Annotated in this window: 14 protein-coding genes and 1 pseudogene; 10 read left to right on the forward strand and 5 right to left on the reverse strand. The window is 63.5% G+C overall.

All coding sequences use genetic code 11. The features are described from left to right. Positions 1-52 precede the first annotated feature (52 nt). The gene (gene pssA / locus OGV19_RS12565) at positions 53-1381 is read right to left on the reverse strand and encodes a CDP-diacylglycerol--serine O-phosphatidyltransferase (RefSeq protein ID WP_264313671.1); all 1329 of its coding nucleotides are present in this window, start codon (positions 1379-1381) and stop codon (positions 53-55) included. 157 nt (positions 1382-1538) lie between these two features. Between pssA and OGV19_RS27670 the strand changes: the two are divergent. Next, positions 1539-1670: pseudogene (locus OGV19_RS27670) on the forward strand (GlxA family transcriptional regulator); the annotation flags it as partial. Between the two features lie 185 nt (positions 1671-1855). Here the strand turns inward: OGV19_RS27670 and katG are convergent. Together katG and OGV19_RS12575 are read right to left on the reverse strand one after the other, a co-directional pair. Further along, positions 1856-4114, reverse strand: coding sequence for a catalase/peroxidase HPI (katG, locus tag OGV19_RS12570; protein WP_264313672.1), 2259 nt, complete (start codon positions 4112-4114; stop codon positions 1856-1858). A 391-nt stretch (positions 4115-4505) separates the two neighbouring features. Then, a complete protein-coding gene (locus tag OGV19_RS12575) occupies positions 4506-5387 on the reverse strand; it encodes a DMT family transporter (RefSeq protein ID WP_264313673.1) in 882 nt (293 codons plus the stop codon). Positions 5388-5634: 247 nt separating this feature from the next. On the opposite strand from OGV19_RS12575, the gene OGV19_RS12580 reads away from it, so the two are divergent. After that, positions 5635-6459 carry an aldo/keto reductase gene (locus OGV19_RS12580; protein ID WP_264313674.1) on the forward strand — a complete coding sequence of 275 codons (825 nt, stop codon included), beginning with the start codon at positions 5635-5637 and terminating at the stop codon, positions 6457-6459. A 152-nt stretch (positions 6460-6611) separates the two neighbouring features. On the opposite strand, the gene OGV19_RS12585 is transcribed toward OGV19_RS12580, so the two are convergent. Beyond that, positions 6612-8711, reverse strand: a complete 2100-nt coding sequence (locus tag OGV19_RS12585; protein WP_264313675.1) for a putative bifunctional diguanylate cyclase/phosphodiesterase — start codon at positions 8709-8711, stop codon at positions 6612-6614. Between the two features lie 254 nt (positions 8712-8965). Beyond that, positions 8966-10453 carry an aldehyde dehydrogenase family protein gene (locus tag OGV19_RS12590; RefSeq protein WP_264313676.1) on the reverse strand — a complete coding sequence of 496 codons (1488 nt, stop codon included), beginning with the start codon at positions 10451-10453 and terminating at the stop codon, positions 8966-8968. A 201-nt stretch (positions 10454-10654) separates the two neighbouring features. On the opposite strand from OGV19_RS12590, the gene OGV19_RS12595 reads away from it, so the two are divergent. From OGV19_RS12595 to OGV19_RS12630, 8 genes are all read left to right on the forward strand, one after another. Next, a complete protein-coding gene (locus tag OGV19_RS12595) occupies positions 10655-11806 on the forward strand; it encodes an amine dehydrogenase large subunit (RefSeq protein ID WP_264313677.1) in 1152 nt (383 codons plus the stop codon). Positions 11807-11821: 15 nt separating this feature from the next. Continuing rightward, positions 11822-12358, forward strand: a complete 537-nt coding sequence (locus OGV19_RS12600; RefSeq protein ID WP_264313678.1) for a MauE/DoxX family redox-associated membrane protein — start codon at positions 11822-11824, stop codon at positions 12356-12358. A 3-nt stretch (positions 12359-12361) separates the two neighbouring features. Next, a complete protein-coding gene (mauD, locus tag OGV19_RS12605) occupies positions 12362-13003 on the forward strand; it encodes a methylamine dehydrogenase accessory protein MauD (RefSeq protein WP_264313679.1) in 642 nt (213 codons plus the stop codon). A gap of 14 nt (positions 13004-13017) precedes the next feature. Beyond that, a complete protein-coding gene (locus OGV19_RS12610; RefSeq protein WP_027595339.1) occupies positions 13018-13539 on the forward strand; it encodes a methylamine dehydrogenase light chain in 522 nt (173 codons plus the stop codon). A gap of 4 nt (positions 13540-13543) precedes the next feature. After that, a complete protein-coding gene (locus tag OGV19_RS12615; protein ID WP_264313680.1) occupies positions 13544-14062 on the forward strand; it encodes a cytochrome c family protein in 519 nt (172 codons plus the stop codon). Between the two features lie 641 nt (positions 14063-14703). Beyond that, positions 14704-15618, forward strand: coding sequence for a transcriptional regulator FeaR (gene feaR, locus OGV19_RS12620; protein ID WP_264313681.1), 915 nt, complete (start codon positions 14704-14706; stop codon positions 15616-15618). A 118-nt stretch (positions 15619-15736) separates the two neighbouring features. Continuing rightward, on the forward strand, positions 15737-16135 hold the full coding sequence (locus tag OGV19_RS12625; RefSeq protein WP_264313682.1) for a c-type cytochrome: 399 nt from the start codon (positions 15737-15739) through the stop codon (positions 16133-16135). A 182-nt stretch (positions 16136-16317) separates the two neighbouring features. Beyond that, positions 16318-17637, forward strand: a complete 1320-nt coding sequence (locus tag OGV19_RS12630) for an alginate export family protein (protein ID WP_264313683.1) — start codon at positions 16318-16320, stop codon at positions 17635-17637. Positions 17638-17667 lie beyond the last annotated feature (30 nt).

Raw genomic sequence — 17667 nt, forward strand, 5'->3', positions numbered from 1 at the left:
TCAAAACCAACACCAAAAAAACAATCAAGAAGCCAGCCCCGCTCGCTCACCGTCAAAGCACCCGTTTGATCAACGGTTCCAGCCGGCTGTAGCGCAACCGCCGGAGCAACTTGCGTACCTCCTTGGGGTGCTCGGCCTTGACCCCCAGCTCGGCCGCTGAGTCGATTTTCCGTGCATGCCGGCGTATCCCCGCCAACTCCGCCTCCCGCGGCACCAGCCACTGCCCTTCGGGGTCATCGATCAGCAGGCCATTCTCAAGGTCCAGGTTGAACCCACGCGGATTGAGGTTGTTACCGGTCAGCAGCGAAAAACGCTGGTCAATCCACAGCCCCTTGGCATGAAAGGTGTGCCCGGGATCGTTCCAGATCCGCACTTCGAGCTGGCCACTGGCAAGCGCGGCCTGGCGACGACGGGTAAAGGCGCGCAGGTTATCCTCATAAAGGTAAGGCAATGCGCCGCTGGCACTGAACGGCTCGCCAGGGGCGATATAGAAGTCATTGGCAGTGCGATCGCCGACGATCAGCTCCATCCGCACGCCACGGTCTAGCGCGTGGTCGATTTCGCGCATCAATACCCGAGGCGGATTGAAATAGGGTGTGCTGATGATGATCTGCGCGCGCGCACCGGCCAGCAGTGCGCAAAGTGCTTTGTTGAGCGGATTGCCCCGCCCGACGCCAAGCAAAGGGATGACCCGCAAGCCCTGTCCCGCTTCGCCAGTCGGCACGTCATAGACCATGCGCCGCAGCCGCGCACGCAGCCGCCGGATGTCACCGCGCAAGCTGCGGGTGGCGGGCGGCGCCGGCAGGTCGAGGCGCGGCGTAGCCGTGTGGTGCAGCAAACGACGCACCAGATCGACCATGGCATCGGCCAGCGCGGGCGACTCGAACACGTGATAGCGGTCCAACCGGTAGCGGTCAAAACGGTGCAGGTACACGTTGTTGAGGCTGGCACCGGTGTAGATCACACAGTCGTCAATGATGCTGCCTTTGAGGTGCAATACGCCAAACAGCTCACGGGTCTGCACCGGCACGCCATGGATCACCACGTCCAGCCCACGCAGCTGGCGCTGGGCCTGGTACCAGGCGGCATTGCCAGGCTGGCGCCCGCCCCCCAGCAAGCCACGACGGGCACGGAACCAATCAACCACAATGACGATTTCCAGGCCTGGCCGCGCGGCCTTGGCCTGGTACAGGGCATCCAGCACTTCCTGCCCGGCCTCGTCTTCCTGCAAGTACAAGGCGACGATGACGATGCGCCGGGTCGCCGCCGCGATGCGCTCAAGCAGGCACCTGCGGTAGGCCGCTGCATCGGGCACTACCTGGATCGCCTCAGGCGCGATGGCGAAACCTGGCAGCGCCGCCAGCATGGATTCGGGGTTCACGTTGGTTCACCTTCTGTTTGCAATCAGGTCCATTCCTGGCCGCCAGCCCGGGGTGTAGATCGACCGGGTAACGACCTATAACAACAAGAATCATGCGAGGCCTGTGTTTCTCAATGCCCCCGACGAATCACGCCTCAGCTTGCACAGGAAGATCGCAATGGTCCACCCCGTTTCTGCAATCGTAACGCCTTCGCCCACCCAGACCTTCGGTTTTCTGATCCCGCCCAACTTCACCACCATCGGCCTGGCGCCGGCGGTGGAGTCGCTGCGCATGGCCAAGCTGGCGGCCGGTCACCTGGATCAACCAGATGGGTCTTTGGCATGTGCATGGGCGGGATGGCCGTGGGCTGCTTTGCAGCCCATTCGCGGCACAAGGCCGCTCCCACAGGTACCCGCTGCTATCAGCTGCGGCGCGATACCTGTGGGAGCGGCCTTGTGCCGCGAATGGGGCGCAAAGCGCCCCCATTTACATGCTTACTTCAAATCAAAACGGTCCAGCTCCATCACTTTTTCCCACGCTGCGATAAAGGCCTTCACGAACGTGTCCTGGCCATCGCTGCTGCCATACACCTCGCTCAGAGCGCGCAACTGGGCATGGGAGCCGAACACCAGGTCAACGCGGCTACCCGTCCATTTCACCTGCCCGGTATTTCGGTCACGGCCCTCAAACCGCTCGTTGTCAGCCGACGTCGGCTTCCACTCCACGCCCATGTCCAGCAGGTTGCGGAAGAAGTCGTTGCTCAAGGTACCGGGTTTGTCAGTAAACACCCCATCCTTGCTGCCACCGTGGTTGGCGCCCAGCACGCGCAGGCCACCGATCAGCGCGGTCAGCTCGGGCGCAGTCAGCGTCAGCAGTTGGGCCTTGTCCAGCAGCAGTTTCTCGGCCTTGACGCTGTAACGGTCCTTGGTGAAATTGCGGAAGCCATCTGCCAACGGTTCCAGCACCGCGAACGACTCGACATCGGTCTGTTCCTGCGAAGCATCGACGCGACCGGGGCGGAACGCGACGCTGGCGCTGTAACCCGCATCCTTGGCTGCCTTTTCCACCGCTGCGGTACCCGCCAGCACAATCAGGTCGGCCAGGGAGACCTTCTTGCCGCCGTTGTTGAACTCGCTCTGGATCCTCTCCAGCGCCGCCAGCACCTTGCCCACGCCCTGGTTTGCGGCCCAGTCTTTCTGCGGCGCCAGGCGCAAGCGTGCACCATTGGCGCCACCGCGCTTGTCGGAACCACGGAAGGTCGAAGCGGATGCCCAGGCAGCAGAAACCAGCTCGCCCACGCTCAAACCCGAAGCCAGGACCTTGGTTTTGAGCGCAGCGATATCCTGCTCACTCAGCGACGACGGGTCGGCTTTGGGCAGCGGGTCTTGCCACAGCAGCTCTTCGTTGGGCATTTCCGGCCCGAGGTAGCGCGCAAGCGGGCCCATGTCGCGATGGATCAGTTTGTACCAAGCACGGGCGAACGCATCCGCCAACTGCTCGGGGTTGTCCTTGAAGCGCCGGGCGATCGGCTCGTAGATCGGGTCGAAACGCAGCGCCAGGTCGGAGGTGAGCATGGATGGCGCATGTTTTTTGCTCGGGTCATGGGCATCCGGCACGGTGCCTGCGCCCTTGCCTTCCTTAGGCCGCCACTGGTGCGCGCCGGCCGGGCTCTTGGTCAGCTCCCAGTCGAAGTTGAACAGGTTGTTGAGGTACTCGTTGCTCCATTGGGTTGGAGTAGACGTCCAGGTCACCTCCAGGCCGCTGGTGATGGTGTCGCCTCCCTTGCCGGTGCCGAACGTGTTGGCCCAGCCCAGGCCTTGCTGCTCCAGGCCTGCGGCTTCCGGTTCGGGGCCGACGTTATCGGCCGGGCCGGCGCCATGAGTCTTGCCGAACGCATGGCCACCCGCGATCAGGGCTACGGTTTCCTCATCGTTCATGGCCATGCGGCCGAACGTCTCACGGATGTCCTTGCCCGACGCGACCGGGTCGGGGTTGCCTTCAGGGCCTTCCGGGTTGACGTAGATCAGGCCCATCTGCACGGCGGCCAGCGGGTTTTCCAGGTTGCGCTCGGCGGACAGGTCGCGGTTCTGTTCTTCGCCGTGCTTGGCAGGTTCGGCCACCAAGTCACCTTCACCGGGTGGCTGGGCCTTGACCTGCTCCTTGCCGTAGCGGGTATCGCCGCCCAGCCAGACCTTTTCCGAGCCCCAGTACACGTCCTCATCCGGCTCCCACACATCGGCGCGCCCGCCAGAGAAACCAAAGGTCTTGAAGCCCATGGACTCCAGCGCAACGTTGCCGGTGAGGACGATCAGGTCGGCCCAGGAAATCTTGTTGCCGTACTTCTGCTTGATCGGCCACAGGAGGCGCCGGGCCTTGTCCAGGCTAACGTTGTCCGGCCAGCTGTTGAGCGGCGCGAAGCGTTGCTGACCCGAGCCTGCGCCACCTCGGCCATCACCAATACGGTAAGTCCCAGCGCTGTGCCAGGCCATGCGGATGAACAGCGGGCCATAGTGGCCGAAGTCGGCGGGCCACCACGCCTGGGAGTCGGTCATCAGGGCCTTCAGGTCTTGCTTGAGGGCCTGGAAATCGAGGCTTTTGAAGGCTTTGGCGTAGTCGAAATCCGGGTCCATCGGATCGGACTTGGACGAATGTTGGTGGAGAATCCTCAGGTTGAGCTGGTCAGGCCACCAGTCACGGTTGGTGGTGCCGCCACCTGCGGTTTGATGGAACGGGCATTTCGATTCGTTCGACATCTGTGGGTACCTCTGGGTCGGTTATCCAGATTTCCGGTCTATGCCAGGTGTTCTATCAGCCGAGCACTTGGGCTCATGCCTACCCCTCATCAGGTCGGGTCGGTCTTTTGCCGACGCGGGGCGCGCGATGCTGTCATGGCGGGGTGGCACGGTCTTGAACACAGGTGCTCAGACGCGACCCGCAGGCGGAATTCGCAAGGCCAGGGGAAAGACTAGTCGAGCTTGGGCAGACTTCTAATAGAGCGCGTATTCGGGGGTAATAGGCTGGCTCTGTCAGCGCTTTTCCGTGCCGGCCTCTTCGCGGGGCAAGCCCGCTCCCACAGGTTTCGCACGGGCCTCGAATCTTGTGCAGTACTTGTGCAATGGTGCCCAGGACAACGAACCGGCCGTTTCACTTGCGCCGCTGCATCCACGCCGCCCCAAGCCCACTGAGGCAAATGATCGAGATGCCCACCAGGCTCAGGCTGTCCGGCACCTGGCCAAAGATCAACAGCCCGAGCAGCCCGGCAAACACGATCTGGCAGTAACTGAACGGTGCCAGCAACGCAGGGGCTGCATGGCGAAACGCCTGGGTCAGCAGCAAGTGGGCAGTCATGCCGAAACCACCCAGCGCCAGCATCAACAGCGCGTGGTCCCAGCGCGGCACTTCCCAGAAGAACGGCACCAATGCACTCATTGCCAGGGTGTTGCACAGCCCTGCATAGAAGTTACTGGTGGTCGGGCTGTCATGGGCAGCCAGAATTCGTGTCAGCAACTGATAGAAGCAGAAGCCCAGCGCCGAGCCGAAGGGGTACAGGATCGCCGGCGTAAACATCGCGCCACCGGGGTGCACCACCACCACCACCACCCCGATAAAGCCCATCACTACCGCCACCCACTGCCCCACCGTCACCCGCTCTTTGAGCAGCGGCGCCGACAAGGCGGTGACCAGCACAGGCGCAAGGAAGTTGACCGCCGTGGCCTCGGCCAGCGGCAGGTACTGCAGGCCGGTGGTAAACAGCAGGCTGGTGCTGAGCAGGCTCAAGGCACGCAGGGTCTGCAACAGCGGGCGACGGGTGCGCAGTACGTTGAGGCCAGACTTTGGCAGGAAAATCCCGGCCATCAGCAGGGTGTGCACCACATAGCGGGCCCACACCACCATGATGATCGGGTACAGGCCACCGAGGAACTTGGACAGGGCATCGTGACTGGCAAACAGGAACGTCGCCATCACCACCAGGGCGATGCCACGCAGTGGTTGGTTGACTCCGGACAGCGGTGTGCTGGAACTCATGGCGTTCTCGACGGCGGCGCGGCTGGATGCTGTGCCCAGGGAAAGCCGCGCAGGGCAGGCCTGGCGGATGCAACAGCTCGAATTCTAGAAGAGATGCAAGAGAATAAGGAAGTTCAAATGCCGCCTGTCCAGGCCTGAAGCAGTTTCTGTTCGCTGATCGACCACTTTCGGCCTGCCGCGCATGGTCCGCACCGCGCTGATCGAAGACCATCCGCTACGGACTCTGCAACCACTACAAGGAATTGTCATGCGAAGGCTCACCACCCACAACGGCCTGGACCTGCCCTGCATTGGTTTGGGCACCTGGCCGATGACCGGCACCGAGTGCACCCAGGCCGTGCGCCAGGCCCTGGACCTGGGCTACCGACACATCGACACCGCCACCGCCTACAACAATGAAGCGGCTGTGGGCCAAGCCCTGCGCGAAAGCGACGTGCCACGCGAGCAGATCCACCTGACCACCAAGGTCTGGTGGGATCGCCTGGAACCCAACGCCATGCGTCAGTCGCTGGAAGCCAGCCTGCGCGCGCTGGGCACCGAGCAGGTAGACCTGTTCCACATCCACTGGCCCGGCAAGGACTGGGACCTGGCCCGCAGCATCGAAACCCTGGTGGCCCTGCGTGACGAGGGCAAGGCGCGCAGCCTTGGCGTGGCCAATTTCCCACTGGGGCTGCTGCGCCAAGTGGTCGAGACCCTGGGCGCACCGTTGTCAGCCATCCAGGTGGAGTACCACGTGCTGCTCGATCAACAACCGCTGCTCGACTATGCGCGCCGCCACGACCTTTTGCTCACGGCTTATACCCCGCTGGCACGCGGGCAGGCCGCGCAGCAACCGGTGATCCAGTCGATTGCCCGCAAGCATGGCGTACTGCCGAGCCAGGTGGCGCTGAAGTGGTTGCTCGACCAGGATGGCGTGGCGGTGATCCCAAAGGCCAGCAGCCGCGAAAACCAGCTGGCGAACCTGGCGGCTCAGGATGTGCGGCTGGATGATGAAGACCGGGCGTTGATTGCAGGTTTGCCGAAGGATCGGCGCGTGGTCAGCCCTGAGTTCGCGCCTGACTGGAAAAGCTGAGCGTGAGCGGGGCCGCTACGCGCCCCATCGCCGGCAGGCCAGCCTCCAATCCTGTGGGAGCGGGCTTGCCCGCGAAAGGGCACACGCGATGCCTGGCACCGGCTTCGCCGGTGTTCGCGGGGCAAGCCCGCTCCCACGGGCCTGGCTATCACCTAATCCGCCAACAAAACCACCTGCTTCAAACGCTCACTCGCCGGCGCCGGCCGGCCGTACAGATAACCCTGGAAGTGCGAGCACCCTTCCGCCGCCAGCCGCCGCATCTGCTCTTCTGATTCCACGCCCTCGGCGGTGGTCTTGATCATCAGGCTGTTGGACAGCTCGGTAATGGCACGAATGATCGACATCGCTTCGCGGCTGTCGCACATGTCATGCACGAACGACTTGTCGATCTTGATGCGGTCGAACGGGAACGAGCGCAGATACCCCAGCGACGAATACCCGGTGCCGAAATCGTCCAGTGAAATGGACACCCCAAGGTCCTTCAGCGCTCTCAGGGTGCGCACGTTCTCTTCACTGTTGCCCAGCAACACCGACTCGGTGATCTCCAGCTCAAGGCGTCGCGCCGGCAGGCCCGAGTCAGCCAAGGCCAGGGCCACGATGTGGACCAGGTTGGCATGCTTGAACTGCACCGGGGACAGGTTGACCGACACCGTCTGCTCGCTGTCCCAGCTGGCCGCCTCTTGGCAGGCCAGGTTCAATGCGCGGATGCCGAGTTCATGGATCAACCCGGTCTCTTCAGCGATGGGGATGAAGTCCATGGGCATGACCATGCCGCGGCTCGGGTGTTCCCAGCGCATCAACGCTTCGTAACCCGTCACGCTGCTGGTCTGCTGGTCGACCACCGGCTGATAGTGCAACTGCAGCTGGCCCAGGTGCAACGCCGTGCGCAGGTCGGTTTCGACCAGGCGGCGCTGGCGGGCGGCCACATCCAGTTCGACGTTGAAGCACTCGTAACGGTTGCGCCCATTGCGCTTGGCTTCGTACAGGGCCATGTCGGCGTAGCCCAGCAGTTGCTCGGCTTGGTCGTTGTCGTCCGGGGCAATGGCCACGCCGATACTCACACCCACGCTGAACTGGTGCCCCTCGATCTGAAACGGCGGGCAGATCGCATTGATCAGACGCTGGGCGGTGTTGCACGCGGCATCACGGCCATCCAGGCCAGTGAGCACCACGGCAAACTCGTCACCGCCCAGGCGGGCCAGGGTGTCGTGCTCGCGCAGTTCGCGGCGCAGGCGCTTGCCCAGGGCACGCAGTAGTTTGTCGCCGAAGGCATGGCCGAGCGAATCGTTGATGTTCTTGAAATTGTCCAGGTCCAGGCACAGGGCAGCAGTCAGCTTGGCGTGCTCATCACCGCGCACCAGGGCTTGGCGCAGGCGCTCATGGAACAGCGTGCGGTTGGGCAGCCCGGTCAGGGCATCGTGGTGCGCCATATGGTGGATCTGCGCATGGGCGGCCAACTCTTCGGTGGCATCTTCGGCCACGAACAACACGTAGTCGGCCTGGCCCTTGCGGTTCTGGCTGAGCAGCGTACGGCTCCGCAAGGTGCGTGGGCCACACACGGTGTCGACTCGGGTCTCGTCGGCGTAGCCTTTGGTGCTGCGCGCGCCACGGGCGAGCTGTTGCTCCAGGTACTGGGCAGCGGGCGGCGCCAGGCTGTCGGCGGGCAGTTGCCCGATCATGCTCGTGCCTGGCCCACCGAACAGGCGCTCTGCCTGTTGGTTGGCCAGCAGGATGCGCTGGCTCTCCAGGTCCTGGACGATGACACTGGCGGGGATGTTGGCAATTACCGAGTCGAGAAACTGCGACAGCTTGGCCATCTCCTGGCTGTACTGTTCGGCCAATTCCTTGGCCTTGAGCAGCTCAAGCTCCTGATGATGGCGTTCGGAGATGTCGCGGGTGACCTTGGCGAACCCTACGAGGCGGCCGGAATCGTCGCGCACCGCGTCGATCACCACATGCGCATGGAAGGCCGAGCCATCCTTGCGCAGGCGCGAGCCCACCTCTTCGAAGCGCCCCGTGCTACGCGCCTGCTCAAGGTTGTAGTCGGGCAGCCCGGCCGCACGTTCGGCATCGCTGTAGAACACCGAGTAATGCTGGCCGACGATCTCGTCGGCATGGTACCCCTTGGCCCGCTGGGCGCCGGGGTTCCAGTTGGCGACGACGCCTTCGGGGGTAAGCAGGTAGATGGCATAGTCCACCACACTCTGGATCAACAGCCGGTACATGATGTCGGGGCTTGCGACTAGCGACATGAAATTAACCTGAACCTTCGACGGGCACGAAAAGGAACCCCGACACTGCGCGGCCGGGTCTTGTACAGAGGTAGTGGCATTATGCCGCTCACCTGATTTTTGTGAAGTGGTTCACAAAAATTTGCTGCACTGTTCTTTGCCGTACCAAGGGGTGAAGGCGGGGATGTGCCTGGCGTGGGTTTGATGGTGGGGCGAAGATCGAGCGCCCCCTCAAAACCACGCCAGGCACTTCAACGCAGGCCCCTCACCCGTCATCAATACCTGATCATCACCGACTTGAGCTCGGTGTAATCCTCGATGAACGCACTGCCAAACTCACGCCCTACCCCCGATGCCTTGGACCCACCAAACGGCACCGCCGGGTCGAGGAAGGTGTGCATGTTGACCCACACCGTGCCCGCCTCGATCTGCGGGATCAGCCGCAGCGCCTTGGACAGGTCATTGGTCCACAGGCTAGCAGTCAGGCCATAAGGGCTGTCGTTCATCAGCGCCAGCAGCTGCGCTTCGTCATCGAACGGCAGCACGCAGACGATCGGGCCAAAGGTTTCCTCGTGCAGCAACGGGTCGCTGGCGTCATTGGCCAGCACCACCGTAGGTTCGACGAAATACCCCGGCCGATCGAGCGCCCTGGCCCCACAGATCACCGTGTTGCTGGCACGGGCCCGCTCGAAGAAGCCGAGAATCTTCTGCAGGTGCGCGGCATTGGCCAACGGGCCGAACTGGGCCTCGGGGTCCAGTGCCGAGCCGATCTTCAACTGCCCCAGCGCTTCACCCAGTTTGCGCGTGAATGCCTCGACCTTGCTGCGGTGCACATATACCCGCTCCGGTGACGCGCACACCTGCCCCTGGTGCACGAAGGCGGTCTGCAGGATGCCCGCCACCGCGCTGTCCACATCCACATCGGCCAGCAAGGCCGCTGGGTTCTTGCCACCCAACTCCAACGTGGCGCGGGTCAGGTTGGCCGCCATCGCGGCCTTGCCAACGGCAATACCGGTCGGCACAGACCCGGTGAACGCCACCTTGGCCACCTGCGGGTGCTCGATCAACCGCTGGCCCGCCTGCCCTCGCCCGTTGACCACGTTGAAGGCACCCGCCGGCACCCCTGCCTCGACCGCAAGTTCGGCGATGCGCAACAGCGTCAGCGGCGTGAACTCGCTGGGTTTGACCACAATGGTGCAACCGGTCACCAGCGCCGAGGCGATTTTCCAGATACCGATCATCACCGAGAAATTCCACGGCACGATCCCCGCCACCACGCCCACCGGCTCGCGCAGGGTAAAGGCGGTGTAGCGCTCGCCAGCGAATGAAGGCAGTGACGGGGTCATGGTCTGCCCAGTGATCTTGGTCGCCCAACCCGCGAAGTAACGCAGGAAGACTACACTTTGGGCGATCTCCAGCCCACGCGAGAGGTTGATCGACTTGCCCGAGCACAGGGTCTCGAGCTGTGCCAACTCCTCGGCATTGGCCTCGATCAGGTCCGCCAGGCGGTTGAGCACCACGCCTTTCTGATAAGGCGAAACCTCGGCCCAACTGCCTTTGAACGCCTGCCGTGCACTGACCACTGCGCGCGCCACTTCCGCCTCACTGGCCTCGGCGATGCGGCTGATGACTGCGCCACTCGACGGGTCGTGGATGTCGATCGACGGCCCCGTCTCAGCCGCCAGGTACTGGCCATCGATGAAATGGCCATGGGGCCTGGCGAGGAACTCGACCACGGCAGGTAACAGCTGGATATCGCTCATGACATGACTCCTGGAAGGCAGCGCAAAAGGGTGTGCGGGCCGATCTTCAGGCCCCCGCCCACCCGCCTGCCAGCCCCGACGGGCGTTTTGTCAGGGAGCCTCAAGAGAATGTCACGCTGGCCAAATCACCACGCTGGCCCAGGCGGCACACTGCGATCACTGCGATTTCTGCATAACCCATAACAACATCGGAGATAGCCAATGCGTCGCGTAGACAGGCTTAGCATCTCGGCAGCCCTGGCCTTGGCCTTGGCCGCGAGCACAAGCGCGGTGCGGGCCGACCTGCCCGCCGAAGAGATCGGCCAGAACAGCCTGCCGTTCCCGCCGGACCCACACCGTGTCTACATCCTCGATGTGGACTTCAAAAACCCCATCGCCGGCAAGGTGGTGGTGGTCGACCCCAAGGCCAAACGCATGCTCGGCATGACCACCAACGCCTTCGTCGCCCCAACGGCGCTGAGCCCGGACAACCGCACCTTGTATTCGGCCAACCTGTTCTACTCGCGTGGCACCTATGGCGAACGCAGCGACGTGCTGGTGGCCTGGGACACCCAGACCCTGCGCCCGCAATGGGAAGTGGTATTGCCTGCCAAACGCGCATCCACGCTTACCGAAAAGTACGCCATGGGTGTCAGCGCCGACAGCAAGCTGGCGTATGTCTTCAACCTCACGCCGTCGACGTCGGTGACCGTGGTCAATACCCAGACACACAAGGTCGCCAGCGAAGTCGCCATCAGCGGCTGCGTGCTCAACTACCCGGTCGGCAAGCGCAGCTTCGCATCACTGTGCGGTGACGGTCAGTTGCTGGTAGTGACCCTGGATGATGAAGGCAAGGAGGTCTCGCGCACCCAGACGCCCTTCTTCGACCCGAACAAGGTCCGCCTCAACGAGCGCGCCATCGCCAACGGCGACACCTACTATTTCACTACCACCCACGGCGAGGTGTACCCGGTGAGTTTCGAGGGTGGCAAGGCCAAGCCGCAGCCTACCTGGTCACTGGTCAGCGACGAAGAGCGTAAGCAAGGCTGGGCGCCGGGTGGCTGGCAGGCCCTGGCCCTGGCGCCCGGCCTGAACCGGCTGTATGCGCTGATGCATGACCAGCACACCGATGGCAAATGGGAAGACCCAAGCACCACCATCTGGGCGTTCGACCTGAAGACCGGCAAGAAGCTCGGCACCCTCGACTCGCCCAAGCCGGTCTGGAGCCTGCAGGCCAGCCATGACAAGGCGCCCATCCTGGTGGCCACCGACCTGGAAGGCGGCGTGCAGTTCTTCGACCTGGCCACTGGCAAGCACAGCGGTGCCATGGACCAGATCGCCGACACGCCCGTGCTCACCTTGGCCCCTTGGTAAGTGGGAGACCTCATCATGCTCGATCCTGTCCTTGTGATTGCCAGCAGCACCGCCCTGGCGACACTGCTGGCCAGTGCCGCCAGCCACAAGCTGCGCGACCTGCGCGCCTTCAGCAGCATCGTGCGCGCCTACCAGCTGCTGCCGGCGCCCCTGGCCCCCGCCGCCACGGCAAGCCTTGCGCTGGCCGAACTGGCCCTCGCGCTGGCCCTGCTGCTGCCCGGCGGGCGCGCCAGCGCAGCGTTGGGGGTGGCCCTGTTGATGGCGCTGTATGCCAGCGCCATCGGCATCAACCTCTGGCGCGGCCGCCGCGACATCGATTGCGGCTGTTCAGGCCCTGGCGCTGCCCAGCCACTGCGCCCGGTGCTGCTGTTGCGCAACCTGGTGATCGCCCTGCTGGCCGGCCTGGCGGCGCTGCCGATGGCCGAGCGTGCACTCGGTGCCCTGGATATTTTTGTGGTGATCGCGGCCAGTGCCGTGGCGCTGTTGATTCATGTGGCGGTGGATGGCCTGCTGGCCAACCAGCCGCGTCTTGCCAAATTGACTGGGAGATAACCCATGCAACTGCTTATCGCATCGAACATTCTGCTCTGGCTGCTGCTGATTGCGGTGGCGTTCACGGTCATGGCTCTGGTACGCCAGATCGGCGTGCTGCATGGCCGTATCGCCCCTGCCGGGGCGCTGATGGTGGACAAAGGCGTGACGGTCAACGACCCCGCCCCGCAAGTCACCGCCGCCGACCGCCACGGCCGCCCGGTGAACATCGGCTACCAGGGCGAACGCTCGCAGTTGCTGTTCTTCCTTGCCCCCGGCTGCCCGGTGTGCAAATCGCTGCTGCCGGCAGTCAAGTCGATCGCCAAGGACAACCGCGGCGCGCTGGACGTGATCTATGTCAGCGACGGTGATTTTGCCGAACAGCAGGCCCTGATCGAAGCCAACGACCTGCAGCAGGCCACCTACGTGGTCGGCCCCGAGATCGGCATGACCTACCAGATCGGCAAGCTGCCCTACGCCGTATTGATCGACCAGGCCGGCACCCTGCGCGCCAAGGGCCTGGTCAACTCCCGCGAGCACCTGGACAGCCTGTTCGAGACGGTGCACCTGGGCAGCGCCAGCCTGCAGCAGTACCTGCACGGCAACCCCGCGCAGGGCCATGCCCATAGCCATGACCACGCCCACCCACACAGCGCGCAGCACTGATCGCGGAGCACACCATGAGTTTTCTCGACAAACTGTTTGAACGCTCCAGCCGTCATGTCGCCGACACCACCTCGCGGCGCAAAGTGCTGGCGCGCCTGGGCTCGCTGATCGTCGCGGGCGCTGCCCTGCCGGTGCTGCTGCCGATCGACCGCACCGCCAAGGCGCTGGCCGCCGAGCAACCGAAGATGGGAGACCCTGGCGACCCGACCAGCTGCGACTACTGGCGCAACTGCTCGATCGACGGTTTTTTATGCTCCTGCTGCGGCGGGTCGATCACCTCCTGCCCGCCCGGCACCGATGCCTCGCTGGTGACCTGGATCGGCACCTGCCGCAACCCGGCCGACGGCAAGAACTACATCATCTCGTACAACGACTGCTGCGGTAAGCACGCCTGCGGGCAGTGCGCCTGCTCGCGCAACGACGATGAACAGCCGTTGTATCGTCCGTTCAACAACAACGACATCAACTGGTGCCTGGGGGCGGAGTCGAAAATCTACAACTGCACCGTCACCATCATCCGCGGCGTGGCGGTATAGCGCCGTGAAGGGTCTGACGGCGCTGTTGATCCTGTGCTTGCTGGTGCCTGTCGCCCAGGCCAGGACCCTGCCCAACCCCAACCAGCGCCCGGCGCCTGGCAACGAGGTGCCACCGGTGCCGATTGCCCAGGCCGGGTACTCGGTACCGGTGAATTACCAGCTGCAGTGCGCCGGCTGCCACCGGGACCACGGCGAAGGCTCGGCGGCCAACGACACACCGCGCATGCAGGGGTTTGTCGGTAACTTTCTGCGGGTGCCGGGCGGGCGCGAGTTTCTGGTGCGGGTGCCGGGGATTTCCCAGTCGGCGCTCAACGATCAGCAGATTGCCGATTTGCTGAACTGGCTGCTGGCGCGGGATGGGATGGCCGGTAACAGCGCACCCGAGCAATGGCCGCCGTACAGCGGCGAGGAGGTGCACCGGGTGCGCCAGAGCAGCATGCTCAACCTGCCGCATGTGCGGGCCGGGTTGATCGAAGCGATGCAGGCCGAAGGCATTGCCATCAGCGATGGGCTTGGCCACTGAATCACGCAAGCGTTGTGCCTTCAGCCCGCTCTGTCAGCGGGCTTTTTTTGTTCATCGTGTTAGGGTTCTGGGTGTTCGCCGTAGCATTTTCAGCGCCTGTGAGATCGAGCGCCGCCCGCGCGGCGCATCGCGACGCAAGGCCGCTCCCACATTTGTTTCGGGCCAATTATTCCTGTGACATGGGCGCGCGGCCCTTTGGTGCCCACCTTGATATCGAGTCAGACAAACAAGGCGGTCGCGCGCAGATTTCACAGGTCTCACTGGCCCGAAACAAATGTGGGAGCGGCCTTGCGTCGCGCGGGCGGCGCTCGATCTACGCCCCACCTCAAAGCCCAAGACAGGTACTTCGTCGCCCTAACCCGACCTACCTAAGTGCAACATCTGGAAACAACCCTGTGTCAATTGGCTACATCGTGGCGCATTTCCGCGCGCTCATTCCACCACTGCCACTGCCAATACACTCATCGACTACAAAAATTAATTCTATTTAAAACAACGAACTAGCAAACACCCCCTGCCACACCCCCACCTCTCAGGCTCGCTTTTTGCTTGAATATTCAAGTGAATTTTAATGCTTTAAAGCACCCATCCAAGAGTTCGCCCAAGCGAACCGTTCCACGTCTTACCGTGCGAGGCCCCCCATGACACCCGCGACCCGTGTTAGCGACGATCACTTCCAGGCCTGGCTGAGCCAGGTCAACGATGCCTGCGGCCACTTCAACGCCCGCAAGCTCGACGCAGCCTTCGTCGGCCAGCTCGAAAAGTGCCAGGTAGGCCAGATTTCCATGAGCATCGTCGACATGACCCACGTCAACCTGTTCCGCAGCGCGCGGGAGATTCGCGCCAGTGGCGCCGACAACTACTACGCCGTATTGCAGATGGCCGGCACCTCGCATATCGAACACCAGGACGCCCGCATCGAACTGCGGCCCGGCGACCTGACCCTGATCGACGCCAGTGCCCCGCTGGACATGCACTTCCACCAGCGTTCGCGCCAGTTGTCGCTGATTTTGCCGCGCACTCAGGTCGAGAGCGGCACCCGTGGCGTCAGCGTGGCGTGTGCCAAACGCATCGAAGCGCAGACCCCCTTGGCCAGCATGGCCCGGCAAATGATGCTCGAAGCCGGCCGCACCCGGCACATGGCCAACAACGAAAGCCAGGCCGTGCTGGAGGCGCTGATCGCCCTGCTGCGCCCAGCCATCACCCACGATTCGGTGCCCGGCAGCCACGAACGGATGTTCCGCAAGGCCCTGGCGGTGATCGATCAGCGCATCACCTGCGAGCGCCTGACGCCTGAGTTCATTGCCCGCGAAGTAGGCATCTCTATGCGCAGCCTGTACCGCATCTTCGCCAAACACGACCTGGTCATCGCCCAGTACATCCGCAACCGCCGCCTGGACTTCTGCGCCGAAAGCCTGCGCAATCCGTCGATGGATCAAAAGGTGTCGTCGCTCGGGTATGCCTGGGGGTTTTCCGACTCCAGTTACTTCAGCACCGCGTTCAAAGGCCGCTTCGGCATGACCCCAGGCGAGTACCGCAAGCGTCACGCCAACTGACAAGCCCAGCAAACAGCCTGGCAGGCACAACAAAACCTGCCCGCCCGCACTCGCACACAATCGAGGCGAACACCAACAAGAAGCAGCCCGGCGCTGCCCTACCCAGGAACCGTGCGTGATGTCGACCGTCGTATCCAGCAAGTTCGTAATGCCCTTTCTGCTCGCCGTGCTGGCCAGCCCGCTGGCCCAGGCCGAAGATTGTGCAGCCCCGCAACGCCAGCAGGGCGAACAGGTCTTCGCGCGCGACTGCGCGGCGTGCCACTCGGCGCAAAAGGATGGCCCGGTGATGATGGGCCCCAACCTGCACGATGTGCTGGGCCGTACCCCCGGCACCGTACCAGGGGCCAATTACTCTCAGGCCATGAAAACCCGCCAGGCGGCCTGGACGGCGCAAACCATCGGCGCCTTCATCGCGCAGCCACAAGCCGAGGTACCCGGCACCTACATGCCTTATGCAGGGTTGCCGGACGCTGGTGAGCGCCAGTCGGTGACGTGTTTCCTCGCCGGTCTCAAGTAACGACCCTCCCCCAAGAAGGCCCCGCAATGGGGCCTTCTGCGTTTCTATCACCCGCCCAATCAGCTTGGCACAACGCCAAAGTCAACTGGCAGCCAGGGCAAAAGCCCGGGTCTGGGCTTGCTTCATGATCACTGGCACGTCTTCGGAACTTCTGCCAAAACCATGACAAAGGAAGCCAGACCATGCACCACCGCCCATTCCGTCTAACCTTGGCCGCACTCCTGGCCGGGGCTTCGATGGGTGCGTCCGCGCACGAACTGTACAGCGATGCCGAACGCCATCTGAACGCCAATGTGGAAGCCGTGTTCGGTGCATTCCACAGCGAGCGCAGCTACGCCATCGCCCGCGACCAACCCGGCTCCACCTCGTGGCGGGAGGGCTACATCAAATACGGTCTGAGCGCCGACCAGGCCCTGGGCAGCGTCGGTTCGTTGTATGGCGCCTTTGCCATGCTCAGCTCGGCGACCTGGGGCGACGGTGACGCTGCCGGCTTCAGCGATGGCAGTGAGCGCACCAGCAAGATCGAGGATGCCTACCTGGGCTGGAAGTCCGGCAACCTGGTTCCGATGCTGGGCGAGGACGGTATCGACCTGTCGTTCGGCAAACAGATGATCGCCGTGGGCGATGGTTTTTTGCTTCAGGGTGACTCGCTGAACGTTGGCCATGGCCTTGCCGATGGGCAGTTCAACCGGGGCGGCGCCTACTACCTGGCGGCGCGCAAGAGCTTCGACAAGACCGCCGTACTGCGCCTGGGCGGCAGCAGCGGCTGGCGCGGCGACCTGATGTGGCTGCAGTCGGACAACCGCGCCCAGGCCAACACCGAACTGCACGTGGCCACCCTTGAGCACGTGGCGGACGCCGGCACCGTCGGCCTGACCTATATCGGCACCACCCATGTCGACGAGCAGTACGCCTCACCGCTGCAACTGGAACGCGATGGCATGAAGACCTACAGCCTTCGTGGCCAGGGCAATGCCGGGGTAGACAACCTGTTCCTGTCCGGGGAATACGCCAAGCAGGACAAGCCCCATACCGCCACCGAGGATGCCTGGTACCTGGAAGCCGGCTGGACCTTCGTCGACCTGCCTTGGCAGCCGAACCTGAGCTACCGCTACAGCCGCTTTTCAGAGCAGTACGACACGCTGTTCTATGGCCTCGGCCGTGGCTTGGGTACGTGGTTCCAGGGTGAAGTGGCAGGCAACTACGCCGGGCCGTTCAACAGCAATGCGCGGGTGCAGAAGGTCGGCCTGGTGGTCAGCCCGACGCCGACGCTGAACCTTGGGGTGATGGGGTTTCATTTCGACACTATCGACCGCAGCCTGGGCAATGTGGATGGGCGTGAGGTGGATCTCTATGCCGAGTGGACGATCAATGAGCATCTGATGATCGTGCCGTTGGTGGGGTTGTACCAGCCGGATCGCAGCGTGGCGCAAGGGGGGACGCAGTTGGGCAATAACCACGACAACCTGTATGGCCAGGTGGTGTTCGTCAGTACCTTTTGAGCTGCAGGCACTGGGGCTGCTTTGCAGCCC

The organism is Pseudomonas putida (assembly GCF_025905425.1).
GTDB lineage: Bacteria > Pseudomonadota > Gammaproteobacteria > Pseudomonadales > Pseudomonadaceae > Aquipseudomonas > Aquipseudomonas putida_AF.

Bases quoted from the DNA above. Each gene is read 5' to 3' on its own strand.
- OGV19_RS12610 (WP_027595339.1), top strand. From the start codon at position 13,018: ATGAGTTTTCTCGACAAACTGTTTGAACGCTCCAGCCGTCATGTCGCC.
- OGV19_RS12590 (WP_264313676.1), bottom strand. From the start codon at position 10,453: ATGAGCGATATCCAGCTGTTACCTGCCGTGGTCGAGTTCCTCGCCAGG.
- OGV19_RS12600 (WP_264313678.1), top strand. From the start codon at position 11,822: ATGCTCGATCCTGTCCTTGTGATTGCCAGCAGCACCGCCCTGGCGACA.
- OGV19_RS12625 (WP_264313682.1), top strand. From the start codon at position 15,737: ATGTCGACCGTCGTATCCAGCAAGTTCGTAATGCCCTTTCTGCTCGCC.
- OGV19_RS12595 (WP_264313677.1), top strand. From the start codon at position 10,655: ATGCGTCGCGTAGACAGGCTTAGCATCTCGGCAGCCCTGGCCTTGGCC.
- feaR (WP_264313681.1), top strand. From the start codon at position 14,704: ATGACACCCGCGACCCGTGTTAGCGACGATCACTTCCAGGCCTGGCTG.
- mauD (WP_264313679.1), top strand. From the start codon at position 12,362: ATGCAACTGCTTATCGCATCGAACATTCTGCTCTGGCTGCTGCTGATT.
- OGV19_RS12580 (WP_264313674.1), top strand. From the start codon at position 5,635: ATGCGAAGGCTCACCACCCACAACGGCCTGGACCTGCCCTGCATTGGT.
- OGV19_RS12575 (WP_264313673.1), bottom strand. From the start codon at position 5,387: ATGAGTTCCAGCACACCGCTGTCCGGAGTCAACCAACCACTGCGTGGC.
- OGV19_RS12585 (WP_264313675.1), bottom strand. From the start codon at position 8,711: ATGTCGCTAGTCGCAAGCCCCGACATCATGTACCGGCTGTTGATCCAG.
- OGV19_RS12630 (WP_264313683.1), top strand. From the start codon at position 16,318: ATGCACCACCGCCCATTCCGTCTAACCTTGGCCGCACTCCTGGCCGGG.
- katG (WP_264313672.1), bottom strand. From the start codon at position 4,114: ATGTCGAACGAATCGAAATGCCCGTTCCATCAAACCGCAGGTGGCGGC.